Origin of the sequence: Mycobacterium sp. 852002-51163_SCH5372311 (assembly GCF_001667115.1) — a bacterium.
In the GTDB taxonomy this organism is placed as follows: domain Bacteria; phylum Actinomycetota; class Actinomycetes; order Mycobacteriales; family Mycobacteriaceae; genus Mycobacterium.
In genome coordinates, this window is sequence record NZ_LZIJ01000090.1 from 98841 (window position 1) to 114609 (window position 15769).

At 66.6% G+C, this 15769-nt stretch carries 16 protein-coding genes; 1 reads left to right on the top strand and 15 read right to left on the bottom strand.

Features of this window, described 5'->3' with window-relative positions:
* Positions 1–50 precede the first annotated feature (50 nt).
* The 6 genes from A5791_RS12710 to A5791_RS12735 all read right to left on the bottom strand — a co-directional run bounded on the left by A5791_RS12710 (position 51) and on the right by A5791_RS12735 (position 5411).
* Complete coding sequence (locus A5791_RS12710; RefSeq protein ID WP_067236553.1) at positions 51–812, bottom strand: pseudouridine synthase; 762 nt, start codon at positions 810–812, stop codon at positions 51–53.
* Positions 812–1498, bottom strand: coding sequence for an SMC-Scp complex subunit ScpB (gene scpB, locus A5791_RS12715; protein ID WP_067236557.1), 687 nt, complete (start codon positions 1496–1498; stop codon positions 812–814). Before scpB ends, A5791_RS12710 begins: the two co-directional genes overlap by 1 nt.
* Positions 1495–2301, bottom strand: coding sequence for a segregation/condensation protein A (locus A5791_RS12720; RefSeq protein ID WP_067236562.1), 807 nt, complete (start codon positions 2299–2301; stop codon positions 1495–1497). The genes scpB and A5791_RS12720 overlap by 4 nt, the downstream gene beginning before the upstream one ends.
* Positions 2298–3161 (bottom strand): ParA family protein, encoded by an 864-nt coding sequence (locus tag A5791_RS12725; protein WP_067236565.1) that lies wholly within the window; start codon positions 3159–3161, stop codon positions 2298–2300. Before A5791_RS12725 ends, A5791_RS12720 begins: the two co-directional genes overlap by 4 nt.
* An 84-nt stretch (positions 3162–3245) precedes the next feature.
* Positions 3246–4343, bottom strand: a complete 1098-nt coding sequence (locus A5791_RS12730) for an AbrB family transcriptional regulator (protein WP_067236568.1) — start codon at positions 4341–4343, stop codon at positions 3246–3248.
* Positions 4344–5411, bottom strand: a complete 1068-nt coding sequence (locus A5791_RS12735; protein WP_231995882.1) for a PrpF domain-containing protein — start codon at positions 5409–5411, stop codon at positions 4344–4346.
* An 87-nt stretch (positions 5412–5498) separates the two neighbouring features.
* On the opposite strand from A5791_RS12735, the gene A5791_RS12740 reads away from it, so the two are divergent.
* The gene (locus A5791_RS12740) at positions 5499–6251 is read left to right on the top strand and encodes an O-methyltransferase (RefSeq protein ID WP_067236576.1); all 753 of its coding nucleotides are present in this window, start codon (positions 5499–5501) and stop codon (positions 6249–6251) included.
* Positions 6252–6272: 21 nt separating this feature from the next.
* Here the strand turns inward: A5791_RS12740 and xerD are convergent, their stop codons facing one another.
* From xerD to A5791_RS12785, 9 genes are all read right to left on the bottom strand, one after another.
* Positions 6273–7268, bottom strand: coding sequence for a site-specific tyrosine recombinase XerD (xerD, locus tag A5791_RS12745; RefSeq protein ID WP_067236581.1), 996 nt, complete (start codon positions 7266–7268; stop codon positions 6273–6275).
* Positions 7220–7843, bottom strand: coding sequence for an NUDIX hydrolase (locus A5791_RS12750; RefSeq protein WP_067236584.1), 624 nt, complete (start codon positions 7841–7843; stop codon positions 7220–7222). The genes xerD and A5791_RS12750 overlap by 49 nt, the downstream gene beginning before the upstream one ends.
* Positions 7836–9596, bottom strand: coding sequence for a CTP synthase (locus tag A5791_RS12755; protein WP_067236587.1), 1761 nt, complete (start codon positions 9594–9596; stop codon positions 7836–7838). The genes A5791_RS12750 and A5791_RS12755 overlap by 8 nt, the downstream gene beginning before the upstream one ends.
* A gap of 170 nt (positions 9597–9766) precedes the next feature.
* Complete coding sequence (locus A5791_RS12760) at positions 9767–10711, bottom strand: copper transporter (protein WP_067236590.1); 945 nt, start codon at positions 10709–10711, stop codon at positions 9767–9769.
* Between the two features lie 20 nt (positions 10712–10731).
* Entirely contained in the window at positions 10732–11913 is a 1182-nt protein-coding gene (gene steA, locus A5791_RS12765; RefSeq protein WP_067236594.1) for a putative cytokinetic ring protein SteA, read from the bottom strand.
* Between the two features lie 175 nt (positions 11914–12088).
* Entirely contained in the window at positions 12089–13846 is a 1758-nt protein-coding gene (recN, locus tag A5791_RS12770; RefSeq protein WP_067236597.1) for a DNA repair protein RecN, read from the bottom strand.
* The gene (locus tag A5791_RS12775) at positions 13847–14767 is read right to left on the bottom strand and encodes an NAD kinase (protein WP_067236600.1); all 921 of its coding nucleotides are present in this window, start codon (positions 14765–14767) and stop codon (positions 13847–13849) included.
* Positions 14764–15573: a TlyA family RNA methyltransferase gene (locus tag A5791_RS12780; protein WP_067236605.1), complete on the bottom strand. Its 810-nt coding sequence runs from the start codon at positions 15571–15573 to the stop codon at positions 14764–14766. The genes A5791_RS12775 and A5791_RS12780 overlap by 4 nt, the downstream gene beginning before the upstream one ends.
* An 8-nt stretch (positions 15574–15581) precedes the next feature.
* Entirely contained in the window at positions 15582–15767 is a 186-nt protein-coding gene (locus A5791_RS12785; protein WP_067236609.1) for a hypothetical protein, read from the bottom strand.
* Positions 15768–15769: the final 2 nt, after the last annotated feature.

The following is a 15769-nucleotide window of genomic DNA, read 5'->3' on the forward strand; positions in this document are numbered from 1 at the left end:
ATGGTTCGCTGCACTCCCGTCACTCACTGCGTTCGTTCCGCTCGTTCCGCTCACAGGCCAACCGCTTTGTAAAGTTGCCCGATCTCGTCATGACGCAGAGCCCGGATGCTGCCCGGACGCTGCTTGCCCAATGAAACCGCGCCGATTTCGGTGCGCACCAGCGACTCCACCGGAAAGCCCGCCGCCGCCAACAGCCGCCGCACAATGCGATTGCGTCCCTCGTGCAACGTCAAGCGCACCAAAGTCTTTCCCGGAATGGCGTCCACCACCGCGAAATCGTCGACGCGCGCCGGGCCGTCGTCCAAGTCGATGCCCGCCCGCAATTTCTTGCCCAGCCCGCGTGGTACCGATCCCGCGACCGTCGCCAGATACGTTTTGGGTACCTCATGGGAGGGATGCATCAATCGGTGTGCCAGCTCACCGTCATTGGTCAGTAGGATCAGCCCCTCGGTGTCGGCGTCCAGCCGCCCGACGTGAAACAGCTTCTTGGTGCCGCGCACCCGGCGCTCGACCAGGTCGCCGATGCACGGCCGGCCGCGGTCATCCGACATGGTCGAGTGCATGCCGCGCGGCTTGTTGAGCGCGAGGTACACCAGCGACTCGTCGACCACCACTCTGGCCCCGTCGACGCGGATCACCGACATATCAGGATCGACCCGAGTACCCAGCTCGGTCACCAGCTGACCGTCCACCTCGACGCGACCGTCGGCGATCAGCTTCTCGGCTGCCCGCCGTGACGCAATCCCGGCCTGGGACAACACTTTTTGCAGGCGGACTCCCCTGACGTCCCCCGCGTCGCAGCTCTCGGCCATCAATCCTGGTCCACGTCGAACGCTATTGGCTCTGGCGCCTGCCCACCGTTGAGTTTGATGAAACGTGGCTCGCTGTCCAGGGATTCGCTCAAATCATCGATGGTGTCGACGTCGGGAAGCAGCGGTGCGATGTCGGGCAGCTCGGTCAGCGACGACAACCCCAGGCGTTCCAGAAAAAGTTCGGTCGTCACGAACGTCGCCGCTCCGGTATCGGCGTCTGAACCCGCTTCGGTGATCAGGCCGCGGGCCAGCAGCGTCCGCATGACGGCGTCCACATTGACACCACGAACGGCGCTCACCCGCGCGCGTGTCACGGGCTGGCGGTAGGCGACGACGGCCAACGTCTCCAGCGCAGCCCGGGTCAGTTTGGACCGCGCCCCGTCCAGCAGCAGCTTCTCCACGTATGGGGCAAATCGGGCGCGCGTGTACATCCGCCAGCCCTCGCCGGTTTTCCGCAAGTCGATGCCACTGTCGCGGTCGGTGAGCTCGTCGGCCATCTGTTGCAGCTTGGCGGCGATCCGGTAGACGGGCTGCTCGGTGGCCGCGGCCAACGCCTCTGCGGTCACCGGAGTGTCCACCACCAGCAGCAACGCTTCCAGCACCGAGGCAAGCTCCTCGGGATCGAGCTCCGCCGGCTCGGCGATCTCCGGGAGGCCCAGTTCCAGATCAGGTGGCTGGTCGGTCATGATTCGTCTCGCACTTCGCTGGTCGGCCGTTCCCCGGTCCATGAAACCTGGAGCAAGCCAAGCGGCTCGGACTGCTCGAATGCTACCGCCCTGGATCGATACAACTCGAGCAGCGCCAAAAACCGCCCGACGACCTCGATCGGCGCCCCGCAGTCCGCGACCAGCTCGGAAAACGACGCCCAATGGCCGCTGCCCCGCGATTGCAGCATCCGCAGCAAGTGCTGGGCCTGTTCGGCAACCGAGATCTTCACCTCATGCAGATGTTCGGTGCCCACCGTCGGGACCGGGCGCGGGACGAACGCGATCGCCGCGATCTGGGCGAACCGTTCGGCGTCGACGCCGAGCATTACCTCGGGAAGTAAGTCGGCGAACCGGTCTTCCAGCGACACCGCGCGCGGATAGCTGCGCAGTGCGGCGGCCTCCAGCTCGGCGAACATCTGCGCGACGTGCTTGAACGCCCGGTATTGCAACAGCCGCGCGAAGAGCAGATCGCGCACTTCGAGCAGCGCGAGATCCTCTTCGTCGTCGATCTGGCCGGCCGGCAGCAACCGGGCGGCTTTGAGATCGAGCAGGGTGGCCGCGACCACCAGGAAGGCGGTGGTCTCCTCCAAACCCAGCTGGGAGCCGATCTGGCGGGTGTAGGCGATGAAGTCGTCGGTGACCTGGTGCAGCGCGACCTCGGTGACGTCGAGGCGGTGGGCGAAGATCAGCTGCAGCAGCAGATCGAACGGTCCCTCGAAGTTGGTCAGCCGGACCTGGAAGCCGCTCTGCTGTGCCGCCTCGCCGTTCTCGACAGCGTTCACGCGCCGAATCGGTGGATGAACTCGCGGGCCAGCGAACGGTAGGCGATAGCCCCGCCCGACTTCGGCGCCCAGGTCGTGATGGGTTCGCCGGCGACGCTGGTCTCGGGGAAGCGCACCGTGCGGGTGATCACCGTGTCGAACACCAGGTCACCGAACCGCTCCACGACGCGGGCCATGACCTCGCGCGAATTCACCGTGCGCGGGTCGTAGCGGGTGATCAGGATGCCGCTGATGTCCAGCTTCGGGTTGAGCCGGTCGCGCACCTTGTCGACGGTGTCGGTGAGCAGCGCCAGACCGCGCAGCGAGAAGAACTCGCACTCGGTGGGGATGACCACGCCGTCAGAGCAGGCCAGGCCGTTGACGGTGAGCAGGCCCAGTGACGGTTGGCAGTCGATCAGGACATAGTCGTAGCGGTCCAGCACCGGGTGCAGCGCGCGGGCCAGCGTCTGCTCCCGGCCCACCTCGTTGACCAGCTGGATTTCGGCGGCCGACAAATCGATATTGCTCGGCACCAGGTCCATGTTCTTGACCCGGGTGTGGATCAGCACGTTGTCGATCGACACCCGCGGCTCCACCAGCAGGTTATGGATGGTCTGGTCCAGTTCGTAATGCGGCACACCCAGGCCCGCCGAGAGTGCGCCCTGCGGGTCCAGATCCACCAGCAGCACCCGGCGGCCGTACTCCGCGATGGCAGCGCCCAGGTTGATGGTCGAGGTGGTTTTCCCGACGCCGCCCTTTTGATTGCACATCGCCACGACCTTGGCCGGGCCGTGCGAGGTGCGCGGCTCGGGTTCCGGGATCGCCCGCGGCGGCCGCCCGGTCAGGCCGATCTCGGGAGCGCTGTCGGGTTGGTCGGTCATGCCCTGTCGCTCGTGGTCCAACGCGTGAACATCGCAGGAAGTCTAACGGGTCCGCACGCCTGCGCCGGGCGACCCGCAGGCAATTCAACCAGCGAATACTCGCGAGGAGGTGCGCGACGGGGACAGCTTCTTGGCCGCACGCGTCGACTCCGTGGGGGTGCGCAGCAGTTTGGTTCCGATCACAGCGACGAGATACATCACCAGCAGACGAAATATCTGCATCGTCACCACCATCGGGCCCGCTCTCGAGTCCGCCGCCGTTGCCAGAACCGCGTAGATCCCACCGGGAGTGGTCGCCAGGTACGCCTGCGAAAACGACAATCTGGTCCAATGCGCCAGCAGCACGGCCAAGCCGACACATCCGCCAATCGTCATGCCGATGAAAGTACAGGTCAGCGGCATCAGCTCGAGAAATCGGCGGATGGCGCCCCGGGTGAACGAGCCGCCGGCTTGCCAGCCGATCACGACGTAGGCGGCGGTGTTGATCAGGGGCGGCATTCCGAGGACGAGGTGGTGCTGGGCAGCAGAGGCAATTGAAGCGATCGGCAGCCCGGCGACCATGGGGCCCAGCAGGAACGGTGCGGGCCAGTGCAGTTTCAGCGCGGCGTACCCCGCGCCGGCGATGACCGCTGCCGCCGACGCCGAGGTGAACACCGAGACACCGCCCCATGCTGTCTGCGGCACAACGGGTGGGGTCCCGACGACAGCGAGGACAACGGGAAGGGTCAATGTGACGACGACCAGGCGCAGGTATTGCGATAGCGCCACGTACCGGTGGTCCACCGGCAAATCGGGCGCCATCGTCGATATTCCGCTGGCGCCGCCGGCCAGGGTGGACAGCAGCGCGGTCGCCGGCGTCAGCGTCTTGGCGACCCGAACCAGAATCAGGGTGCACAACAAGCAGACGACCAGCGTGAAACCCGAACACACCGCCGCGATACCCAGATAGCGAACCGTCGTCGACGCGGCCTCTTCGGCGAGCGGCTCGGTGGCCAGCAACCCGATGCAGCCCTGTGCCGGCCGGAGCAGTGTGCGGGCTGGGATCAGCTGACGGCCCCTCAGCACCGCCACTGCCCCGGCGCTTATCAGCGCGGCGATCAGCCATCCCGACGGCACCCGCAGCGCGCAGAAGAGCCAGCCCAGCCCAGCCGTCAGTAGGAGCGTGCATGCCCCGGCCCGCATTCAACCCGTCCTGCGGCTCAGGTCGGCAAACACGTAGCCGTCGAACAACTTTCGTGCGGTGCTGCGCACTCCCGCCCGCAGTCCGAAACCTTCATCGGGACGGATGATTTCGATACTCATCAGGCCCGCAGGATGTTCGATCACAAATTGCCCGGACCGGAAGGGCTGTTCGAGCAGTCTGGCGACCACCGTATCGTCGACGGTGGCCGCTGTCGCCAGACAGATGGCCCCGGACACCGCGTGGGCGGGATGGCAGCTGTCCGGCATGAAATACCGTGAACGAATATGCCCGCGAACCGATTTGGACACCAGCATGACCTTCGGCACCACGCATCCTCGTGCATCGCCCAGGCCCATCGCCAACGCCGCGCGCTGACGCACGTATTCCAGCCGCTCCAGCAGTGCTCCATCGCTGTTGAGCTGGTGCGGTGGTTCGTCACCGGCGATCCCGAACTCGCCGGCCCCGGCGATCACCGCGCACACTCCCGCGTCGATCGCCGTAATCCTCACTCCTTCGACGTGATCGACGGGGCTTCCGGTGGGGAACAGTGTTCCGGTCCGCCCACCGCAGAAGTCGCTGAAGACCATGTCTATCGGCGCGGCGTGCCCGGTCACGCCGCTGATCTCCCAGCCACCCGCATAGCTGATGCACCCGTCGGGCGTCGACACCGAAATATCTACTGCCGCACCGGTATTGACCAGATATAGCCGCATCGCGGTGTGCCCGTCGGCGGGTGCGACCAGGCCGCGTTCGATCGCGAACGGTCCGACCCCGGTGAGCAGATTTCCACAAGTCGGCGTCCAGTCCACCCGCGATGTCGAGATCGCAACCTGAGCGAACAGATAGTCGACGTCGCAATCCGGGCGGCTCGACGGGCCGACGACCGCGACCTTGCTGGTCGTCGAGCTGCCGCCGCCGAGCCCGTCGATCTGCCGGAGGTCCGGCGAACCCATGAGGGCCGGAAGCAGCACATCCGGATGCAAGCCCGTTCCATCCAGATCGGACTTCAGCAGGTAAACCCCTTTGGACGTACCGCCACGCATCATCATGGCGCGCAAGGAAATCACTACATCTCTCTACGGGGCGCAGCACGCAGCGTGCATTCACCGATCCACACGACTTGACAAATGCCGCAACGCCTATCGTTGGGTTCTATGAGTCTGAAGCGACGGATCCCCCTACTCCGCTGGTCGGTGTGGCGGATGGCCCCCGGTATCCGCAACATCAACATCACCGGCCAGATCGGCGACGGACGCGAAGCAGCCGCGGTCGACTACGTCCTGCAGAACGCCGCCGCCGGCGACATCGATGACGTCCTGTCCACCCTGGACAAGTTCGCCTACGAAGAGTCGATGCTGATCAACATCGGTGACGAAAAGGGCCTGCTGCTCGACGCCGCCGTACGCAAAGCCGCCCCGAAGCTGGCACTCGAGCTGGGCACCTACTGCGGTTACGGTGCGCTTCGGATCGCCCGCGCCGCGCCGAACGCCCAGGTGTACTCGGTGGAACTTGCCGCAGCCAATGCGGCCAATGCCCGCCGAATCTGGGAGCATGCCGGGGTCGGGGACCGGGTCACGTGTGTGGTCGGCACGGTAGGCGACGGCGGGCGAACCTTGGACGTGCTTGCTAATGATTACGGATTTACCACTGAGGCACTGGATTTCGTGTTCCTCGACCACGACAAAGACGCCTATTTGACCGACTTGCTCAGCATCCTCGACCGTGGCTGGTTGCATGCGGGCTCGATCGTGGTTGCCGACAATGTCCGGGTGCCTGGCGCGCCCAAGTACCGGGAATACATGCGTCAGCAGCAGGGCGATCATTGGCAGACCATCGAGCACAAGACACATATGGAGTACCAGAGTCTGGTCTCCGACCTGGTCCTCGAGTCGGAGTACCTGGGCTAGTCGCGGACTGCCCGGCGCTCGCTACTGAGCCCGCGGGTGGGCCCCGGCCCACACTTCGCGCAGCGCGTGCACGGTCACCAGGGTGTAGATCTGCGTGGTCGTCACCGACGCGTGCCCGAGGAGCTCCTGTACCACGCGCACGTCGGCGCCGCCCTCGAGCAGGTGGGTTGCGAAGGAGTGACGCAGCATGTGTGGCGAGACACCCGAGGTGATCCCGGCATGCTCGGCGGCTTCCTGCAGAACCTGCCATGCGCTTTGCCGCGACAACCGGCCTCCGCGCGCATTGAGGAAGATCGCCGGAGTTCCACGTCCACGGCGCGCCAACTCCGGACGCCCTCGCACCAGATAGGCGTCCAGCGCCTGCACGGCGGGACGTCCCACCGGCACCAACCGTTGTTTGCCGCCCTTGCCGTGCAACAGCACGGATCGGGCCTCGGTATCGATGTCGTCGACGTCGAGGCCGACGGCCTCCGAGATCCGCGCTCCGGTGGAGTACAGCAGCTCGAGCAGCGCCCTGTTGCGCAACGCCAGCGGACCGTCGGCTGGGCTGTCTCCGCCCGCGCCTTCCAGCAGCGCCAGCACCTCGTCGATGGTGAGGCTCTTGGGCAGCCGACGGCCCGGTGTCGGCGGCCGGACTGCGCGCGCCACGTCCAGTTCGGTCAGCCCTTCGGCGGCGGCGAACCGATGCAACCCGCGCACCGCGACCAGCGCCCGGGCCGCCGACACCGCGGACAGCGCCACGGTCCCGGAATCGGGATCCCCCCGGCGCAATGCCATCAGGAATTCGCTGACATCGGTCTCGCCGACCTTGGCCAGATCGTGAATGCCGCGCTCCGCCAAATGCTTCGAGTAACGACGCAGGTCCCGACGATACGAGCTCAGCGTGTTGGCCGCCACGCCCCGCTCGATGGTCAGATGGTCGAGATAGCCCTGCACCTGCGACTCGAGCGGCAGCGTCGTCCCCGTCGTCACGGCGTGGCCTGCCGCGACGCGAACGTCGTTGGCTTGTCGGTCCATGGGCTGTCCAGCGGACGCGCCTCAGCGAAGCCGGTCGTCACGGCATACGCGGCCAAAATTCCCGCAACCGCAATGGCATTGACGACTTCGCCGCTGAGCACCTTGCGCGCCGCATCGGCAAGGGCATACCACTGCAACGTCATGTCGGCTTCTTCGTCATGCGCTTCGGGCCGCTCGACCTGGGTGAGCCCGGTGGCCAGGTAGACCCGCACCGACTCGTCGCTGAACCCGGGTGTCGAGTCGAGATCGACAAGCACCCTCCAGGTGGCGGCCTCCAAGCCGGCCTCTTCCCTGAGCTCCCGGGCGGCGGTGAGATGCGGTGCCTCACCGTGCACGTCGAGCAGGCCGGCCGGCAACTCCCACAGCCGGCGGCCGAACGCATGCCGGTATTGGTAGATCATTGGGATGTTGCCGTCGTCATCCAGCGCCACCACCGCCACGGCGCCGAAGTGCTCGACGACCTCCCTGGTGACAATCTTGCCGCCAGGCATCCGAACCCGGTCCCGGCGTAACGCGAATATCTTTCCAGTGTGCAGGGTTTCGGACGATGTCGTCTCGAAAACGTGCTCAGCCACGGGTGGCTGGTTCGGGTAACTGCTGTGCGACACCGTCTCGATGCTGGTTGCCGTTGGACGTTTGCTCCGGGACCTCTGGGATATCGACGGGCAGAAGTTCGGCGTTCTTGTATTCGATGGCCGCCGCGACGAACGCGACGAACAACGGGTGCGGCCGGGTGGGCCGGCTCTTCAGCTCGGGGTGCGCCTGCGTGCCGACGATGAACGGATGCACGTCCGGCGAGTATTCGACGAACTCGACCAGATGCCCGTCGGGCGACGTACCCGAAATCCTCAGGCCGCCTTCGGCGATCCGGTCGCGGTAGGCGTTGTTGACCTCGTAGCGGTGCCGATGCCGCTCGGAAACCTGAGTCGCCCCATAGGCTTGCGCCACAATCGAATCCGGTTCCAGCACGGCCGGATAGGATCCCAGCCGCATCGTGCCGCCCAGATCCGCTTCGCCCGCCACGATCTGCGTCTGATCGGCCATCGTCGAGATCACGGGATCTGGTGTGGCGGGCTCGAATTCGGCCGAGTTGGCCTCCGCGAGCCCGATCGCGCGAGCGGCCTCGATGACGATGCACTGCAGGCCCAGGCACAGCCCCAGCACGGGCAGCCCGTGCGTTCGGGCATACCGAATGGCGCCGATCTTGCCCTCGATTCCCCGGATGCCGAATCCGCCGGGGACCAACACACCGTGCACGTCGCCCAGCGCCGCCGCGGCATCACTGGGCGTCTCGCAGTCGTCGGAGGCCACCCAGTGCATCTCGACTTTCGCGTGGTGTTTGAACCCGCCGGCGCGCAAAGCCTCGGTGACCGACAGGTAGGCGTCGGAAAGCTCGACATATTTGCCTACCAAGGCAATTCGGACGTTGTCATGCGGCTCGTGAACGCGCCTCAGCAGGTCGTCCCATTCGGTCCAGTCCACGTCGCGGAACGGCAGCATGAGTCTTCGCACCACATAGGCGTCCAGTTCTTCGCGATGCAGCACCTTGGGGATGTCATAGATCGACGGTGCATCCGGGGTGGAGATGACGCCGTCGATGTCAACGTCGCACATCAGGGCAATCTTGTCCTTCAGCGCTTCAGGAACGTTTCGGTCGCTGCGCAGGATGAGCGCATCCGGTGTGATACCGATGCTGCGCAACGCCGCCACCGAATGTTGGGTGGGCTTGGTCTTGAGTTCGCCCGACGGAGCCAGGAAGGGCACCAGCGACACATGTAGGAAGAAAACGTTCTCCCGGCCGAGGTCGTGCCGGACCTGCCGCGCCGCCTCAAGAAAGGGCTGCGATTCGATATCGCCTACGGTGCCGCCGATTTCGGTGATGACGACGTCGGGCCGGTTGCCGTCGGCATCCGGTTCGGCCATCGCCAGGATGCGCCGCTTGATCTCGTCGGTGATGTGGGGAATGACCTGGACGGTGTCGCCGAGGTATTCACCACGACGTTCCTTGGCGATGACCGTCGAATACACTTGCCCGGTAGTGACATTCGCCGAACCGGACAGATCGCGATCCAGGAACCGCTCATAGTGTCCGACGTCGAGGTCGGTTTCGGCACCGTCCTCGGTGACGAAGACCTCGCCGTGCTGGAACGGGTTCATGGTGCCCGGGTCGACGTTGAGGTACGGGTCGAGCTTCTGCATCGTCACATGCAAGCCGCGGGCAGTCAGCAACTGGCCGAGGCTACTGGCGGTCAGACCCTTGCCGAGCGAGGAAGCTACCCCACCGCTGACGAAGAGGTGTTTGGTGGTGGTTTGCGGGTGCTTCCGCACAGGCGACCTCCGTGAAGACGGGCAGGGCTTTGGTTTGCCTGGGGACATACCAGCTGGGCCTGCCGACCACGGAATCCCACCCTAACACCCGCGACGGCACGCTGCGGCGTACACGCCCGGCAACGGGCAACGCGCCGCCGGCTGGCCCCTCTTGCGGCGCTTAAGCCGCCCTAATTCGGCACGGTGATCGACGTGGCCGCATGGCCGGTGCCGTACTGCCCGGTATGGCCGCCGTTGATCAGTTCGTGCAGGCCCAGGATTGCGGTGATCCGCCCCGCCTCGGAATCGACGTCGTCGACGGTGCTGATGGTGCCAGCCATGCCGCCGTCGGCGCGGGTCACCGCGACCGCGGCGGTCCCCGTCGCCGAACCGTCTCGGCCGGCGAGGAGCGTGCCAGACCCGTGTGGCGCAAGCGCGGCGGCAAATCGGGCCACGCTGGCGCCCTGATTGCCGGCATCCGCGGGAAGACCGCCCCCGGTGATGACGATCGCGGCGTTTGCCGCCCCGAAGTGGTCGCTGGGCTGATAGGTGATGAAACCGGTGTCGCGTAGCGCCGCGAGGACGGTCGCACGCTGGGTCTCGTCGATCGCCGGCGCGGACGGGTTGGCATTGATCAACAGCGCAATGCCCAACAGGTCTCCGGCTTGCGAACCCTGGTCGACAAGCTTGGTGCTCAACTGCGTGCCGGCCGGCAGGATCGACGAGTTCACCACGGTCAACAGTTTCTCCGCCGAGTTGGCCTCCACGAACTCCTGGGTCAGCGACACCGTCCCGACCACCGTTCCGCCCGCCTGGGTGACGTTTCTCGACACCGCGGCGATGTCGTCGTCTCTTGCGTCCGGGGTGCGGAAGAGGACTATGGACTTGCCCGCCAGCGCGTCGCGCATCATCCGGCCGGCCAGCTGGCGATCGAAGTTGTTTGCCGCACTGAGCTTTTGGGTCAGCGCATTCTTCTGGTCGTTGAGCCCGTTGATTTGTGTGTGCAGGTCCCGCTTCTCGTCACGCAGGCTGGACAACAGCGTGTCCGACAGGAAGCCGGAACCCAGCACCACCCCGATGGCCAGCGCCAGGAAGACCGCGGCCAGCGAGATCGCATGTTGGCGTAACGAGATCATGAATGCAACCGCCCGGAACCCTAAGACACCAAGTGCTGGACCCAGAGGGAGAAGCGGTTCCAGTAGTCGACAACCCAATGCAGCACGGTGGCATCGGCGCGTGACACCCACAGGGCGACGATGACGGCGATCAGCATCGTCAGCGCCAGCAGCGCGATGGCGCCGCCGGACATGTGGTTGCGATACAGGGTGGCAACGGCCTTGGCATCCACCAGCTTCTCCCCTACCCGCAGCCTGGTGAGGAAGGTCGACGGGTTGCTCTGGGTCCGCGTCCGGTCGAAAAACGTCTCGATGTTGGCCGTGTGACCGGCGGTGACCAGCAGCGCGGCGCCGTGATGGTCGGCCAGCAGTAAGGCCAGGTCAACTGCCGAGCCGGCGGCCGGGAACGTCATCGCTCCGACACCCAGGTCCTGAATTCGCTCCAGGCCGGGCGCGTGGCCGTCGGCGTCGGCGGGCAACACCACCTGCGCACCGGACTTCAGGGCGTCGGTGCTGATCTGGTCGGGGTCGCCGACAATGATTTGCGGGCGATAACCCGCCTTCCGCAATACGTCCGCACCGGTTCCGACGCCGACAAGCACCGGTTGGTACTCCTTGATGAACGGCTTGAGGGCTCTGAGGTCGTCGGCGGCGGAGGGCTCGTCGGCGACGACCACCACGTGGCGGCGGCGCAGGTCCACATCGATGTCAGGGATGCCGATGCCGTCGATCAGCAGCGGGCTTTCGCTCTTGATGAACTCGATCGTGTTGCCGGCGAACGCCTCCAAATGGGCGGCCAGTCCACCCTTGGCCTCTCGCATCAGGTCGGCGATGTCATGGTCGGTGCGCTGCGTGCCGCGGACCAGGCGGCGGTCGCCGGCATAGACCCCGCCTTCATACAGGCGGATCTTGGCGCCGTCCTTGACTTTCTTGAAGACCTCCGGACCGGTCTCGTCGATCAGGGTGACGCCGTTGTTGACCAGTACCTCCGGACCCAGGTTGGGATAGCGGCCCGAAACCGAGGGCGACGCATTGACGACGGCGGCGATGTCGGCTTCGACGAGCGCGTCGGCGGTGATGCGGTCCAGGTCCAGGATGTCGAGGACCACGATGTCGCCGGGGCACACTCTGCGCAGCAATCGGTCGATGTTCCTGTCCACCCGAGCCGTACCGACGAGGCCCGGCCGGGTGGTGTTACGAGTCAGAAGTGTGGACATCCTCATGGGGTGCGATTCTGTCGGTGAAGCGCGACGCTAGCGGGGAGGCGCGCCGTAACATCTGTCCCAGAAGTTATCTAGTGTCACATCTGTAACAGTTCGACGTCATCTCAATGATGACGAAGGTGCGCAAATGTACGCGTTTGACTGGGTTGCGGCGTGCAAATGTGCACGCTCGCGGCTAAGCAAGCAAGTCGTTCTGGGCGGCGTCGAGAAGTTCGCGGGCATGCGCGCGGCCGCTGTCGGACTCGCCGAGCCCGGCCATCATGCGAGCCAGCTCGGCCACGCGGTCGTCGTCGGCCACTCGCTGCACGCCGCTGGCACCCTTGGGCCCGGCGTGCACGACAAGGTGCACGTCGGCATAGGCCGCGACCTGCGGCAAGTGCGTGACCACGATGACCTGATGCGTGCGGGCAAGCCGCGCCAGACGCCTCCCGATCTGCACCGCCGCCCGGCCGCCGACGCCGGCGTCGACCTCGTCGAACACCATCGTGGTCCCTGCCGCGTTTATCCGGGAGGTGGCCAGCACGACCTCCAACGCCAGCATCACCCGGGACAGCTCGCCGCCGGACGCGCTCTTGGCCAGCGGCAGCACGGTCATGCCGCGGTGCGCGGCGAAGCCGAACTCGACTTGGTCCACCCCGTCGCCGCCGGCCCGGGCCATCTCGCCGGAGCTCAACATCAGGGCGGCCTGGTCGTCGGGACCAACCGGATCGGTGGTGACGGCAATGGTGAATTCGGCGTCTCCCATCGCCAGCGCGGATAGCTCCGCCGTCACCTCTTTGGCCAGCCGCTTGGCGGCTTTGCGGCGCATCTTGCTCAGATCGTCTGCGGCTCTGGCTAATTCGCGCGCCAGCTCGTCGACGCGACGTTCCAGTACCGCCAACCCCTCTTCGGACACGTCGAGTTGGGCGAGCCGTTCCCGCGACTCCGTTGCCCACCGCAGCACGCCGTCGATGTCCGCGGCGTATTTGCGGGTCAACGAGCGCAGCTCGGCTTGACGGGCCAGCTTGGACTCGAGCGCGCTGGCATCCGCCGGAAGCGCTTCCAGATATTCCCCGAGTTCGCGGTTCGCCTCGACAATCACCGTCAGCGCCTCGCCGATCTGTTCGGCCAGCGCCCGCAGCGTCGTGTCATCGGTCGATTCCAGCGCGGCCCTTGCCCGTCCAAGGCTCTCCGCACCTCCGGAACCGTCCGCCTCGTCGGGCAGTCCGGACAGGGCCTGTCTCGCCGCGTTTGCGGCCTCGCGCAGCGTGTCCAGTTCGGAGAGCCGGACGATGTCGGCGACCAGCGCGTCGTCCTCGCCGGCTTCCGGGTCGACGGTGTCGATCTCGTTGAGCGCGAACTTCAGCCGGTCGGCCTCCTGCGCGAGTTCCCGCGTCCGGCTGCGACGGTCGGTGAGATCGCGTCGCGCCGTCAGCCAGGCGTCGCGCAGCTTGCGATAGCGCTCTACCGCCGGACCTGCGCCCGCGAAACGGTCCAATGCACCCCGTTGCTCCTCGGGCCGCATCAACCGCAGCTGGTCGTTCTGCCCGTGCAGAGTCAGCAGTTCGGTGGTGAAGCCGCTCAGCGACTTGGCCGGCACGCTTCGGCCGCCCAGATAGGCGCGCGACGGCCCGTCACGGCTGACCGAGCGCAGCGCGATCACGCTGCCGTCCTCGTCCCGCTCGGCCCCCGACGAGTCCAGGATCCGGTCCAGCTGCGCCGTCACGGCATCGTCGAGATCGGTTGTGGTGAAACGACCTTCGACAACGGCGCGGTCGGCGCTCGAGCGAACCCGCGTGGCGTCCGCGCGGGCGCCGCCGAGCAGGTGCAGCCCGGTCACCACCATCGTCTTGCCGGTGCCGGTCTCGCCGGTCAGGACGGTCAGGCCGCGGTCGAACTCGGCGGTCGCGACGCTGATTGCGCCCAGCGACTCGATGCGGATCTCAGTGAGCATTTACTTTCCGCGCCAGCCGGTCACCGGCAACCGGAACTTGCGCACCAGGCGGTCGGTGAACGGCGCGCTGTCCAGGCGTGCCCATTTGACCGGGGTGCCGCAGCGGGTCACCTCGAGTCGGCCGCCAGCCGGTATCACCATTTCTCGCCGACCGTCGCAGAACACCAGGGCATCGTGCCCGGTCGCTTCGGTCTCGATCGCGATGCAGGCGTCGGGACTGGTGACCATCGGCCTGCCGAACAGCGCGTGAGCGTTGTTGGGTACCACCAGGATCGCTTCCAGGTCGGGCCACAACACGGGGCCGCCCGCCGAGAACGCGTAGGCGGTGGATCCGGTCGGCGTGGATATCAGCACCCCGTCGCAGCCGAACGTAGACACCGGACGGCCGTCGATTTCGACGACCACCCCCAGCACGCCCCAGCGCGGCCCCTTCTCCAGGCTGGCCTCGTTCAGCGCCCAGCCCTGTTCGATGACGCGTCCCTCGTGGCGCACCACGACGTCGAGCGTCAGGCGCTCCTCCACCCGATAGTCGCGCGCGACGACGTGTTCGAGGACCCGGTCGATATTCTCGGCCTCGGCCTCGGCCAGGAACCCGATCCGGCCCAGGTTGACGCCCAGCACCGGAATGCCCCCGTTGCGGGCCAGCTCGGCCGCGCGCAGGAAGGTGCCGTCTCCGCCGAGCACCATCACCAGCTCGCAGCCCTCGGCGGCATGCGGGTCGGCGTCGACCACCTGGATGTCGACGCCCAGTGCGCGCATATCGTCGGGGGCCAGGTGCAGCGATCCCCGGTCTACCGCTTCGGCGGATAACACGCGCAGCCCAATTCCTTTGTCGTCCAAGACTTTCTCGACACGTCGCGCGGTATCGGTGGCTTCGTCACGTCCGGTGTGCACGATGAGCAGGACGGTACGCTCGCTCATCGCGGGCCCTCCTCGACCGCACGCTCGACCGCAGCCACCAACCCGTCGCCAACCAGCGCGCGATCGGTTCGGGCGCGCAGCCACAAGAAGTACTCGACATTGCCCGACGGCCCCGGCAGCGGGCTGGCCGTGACACCGACGGTGTGCCAACCCAGCTCCCCGGCCCGCCGCGCGACGGCCAGCACCGAGTCGGCTCGCAATTGCGCGTCATGGACCACCCCGCCGGAACCGACCAGGCCCTTCCCCACCTCAAACTGCGGCTTCACCATGGGAACGATATCCGCGGTAGGCAAAGCGCATCCAGCCAGCGCGGGCAACACGGTGGCCAGCGAGATGAACGAGAGGTCTGCCACCACCAGGTCAACCTGGCCGCCGATCGCCTCGGATGTCAGATCGCGGGCGTTGGTGCGCTCGACGACGGTCACCCGCGGATCGCTGCGCAGCGACCAGGCCAGCTGGCCGTACCCGACGTCGACGGCAACCACCTCCGCGGCACCGCGGTCCAGCAACACGTCGGTGAACCCGCCCGTCGACGCGCCGGCATCCAGGCAGCGCCGGCCGTCGACGGAAATGCCGAAAGCATCCAGTGCGCCGATGAGTTTGTGCGCTCCCCGCGACACCCAGGCGCGTTCGCCGTCGTCCGCGACCGTCAACGCCGCCGTGACCGCGACGGCGGTACCCGGCTTGACCGCGGGCAGGCCGTCAATGCTCACCTTGCCGGCCCCGATCAACTCCGCGGCCTGCTGACGGGACCGCGCCAGGCCACGCCGGACCAGTTCGGCGTCGACGCGGGCACGCCGAGGCACGCGCGCACTCAGCCCTTCTCCGCCGACTCCAGCGCCCGCAGCAGCACATCGTGCGCCTCGGAAAGACGACGCGCGATCTCTTCGAGCTCGGCGAGCGACGGCCCGTTCTCGTTGTCGGCCGGATGGGCGGGATCCGGCAGCTGAGCCATCAGGGCCTCGATTTCGGCGCGGATTTGGTCGGGGTCGATAGTCATTG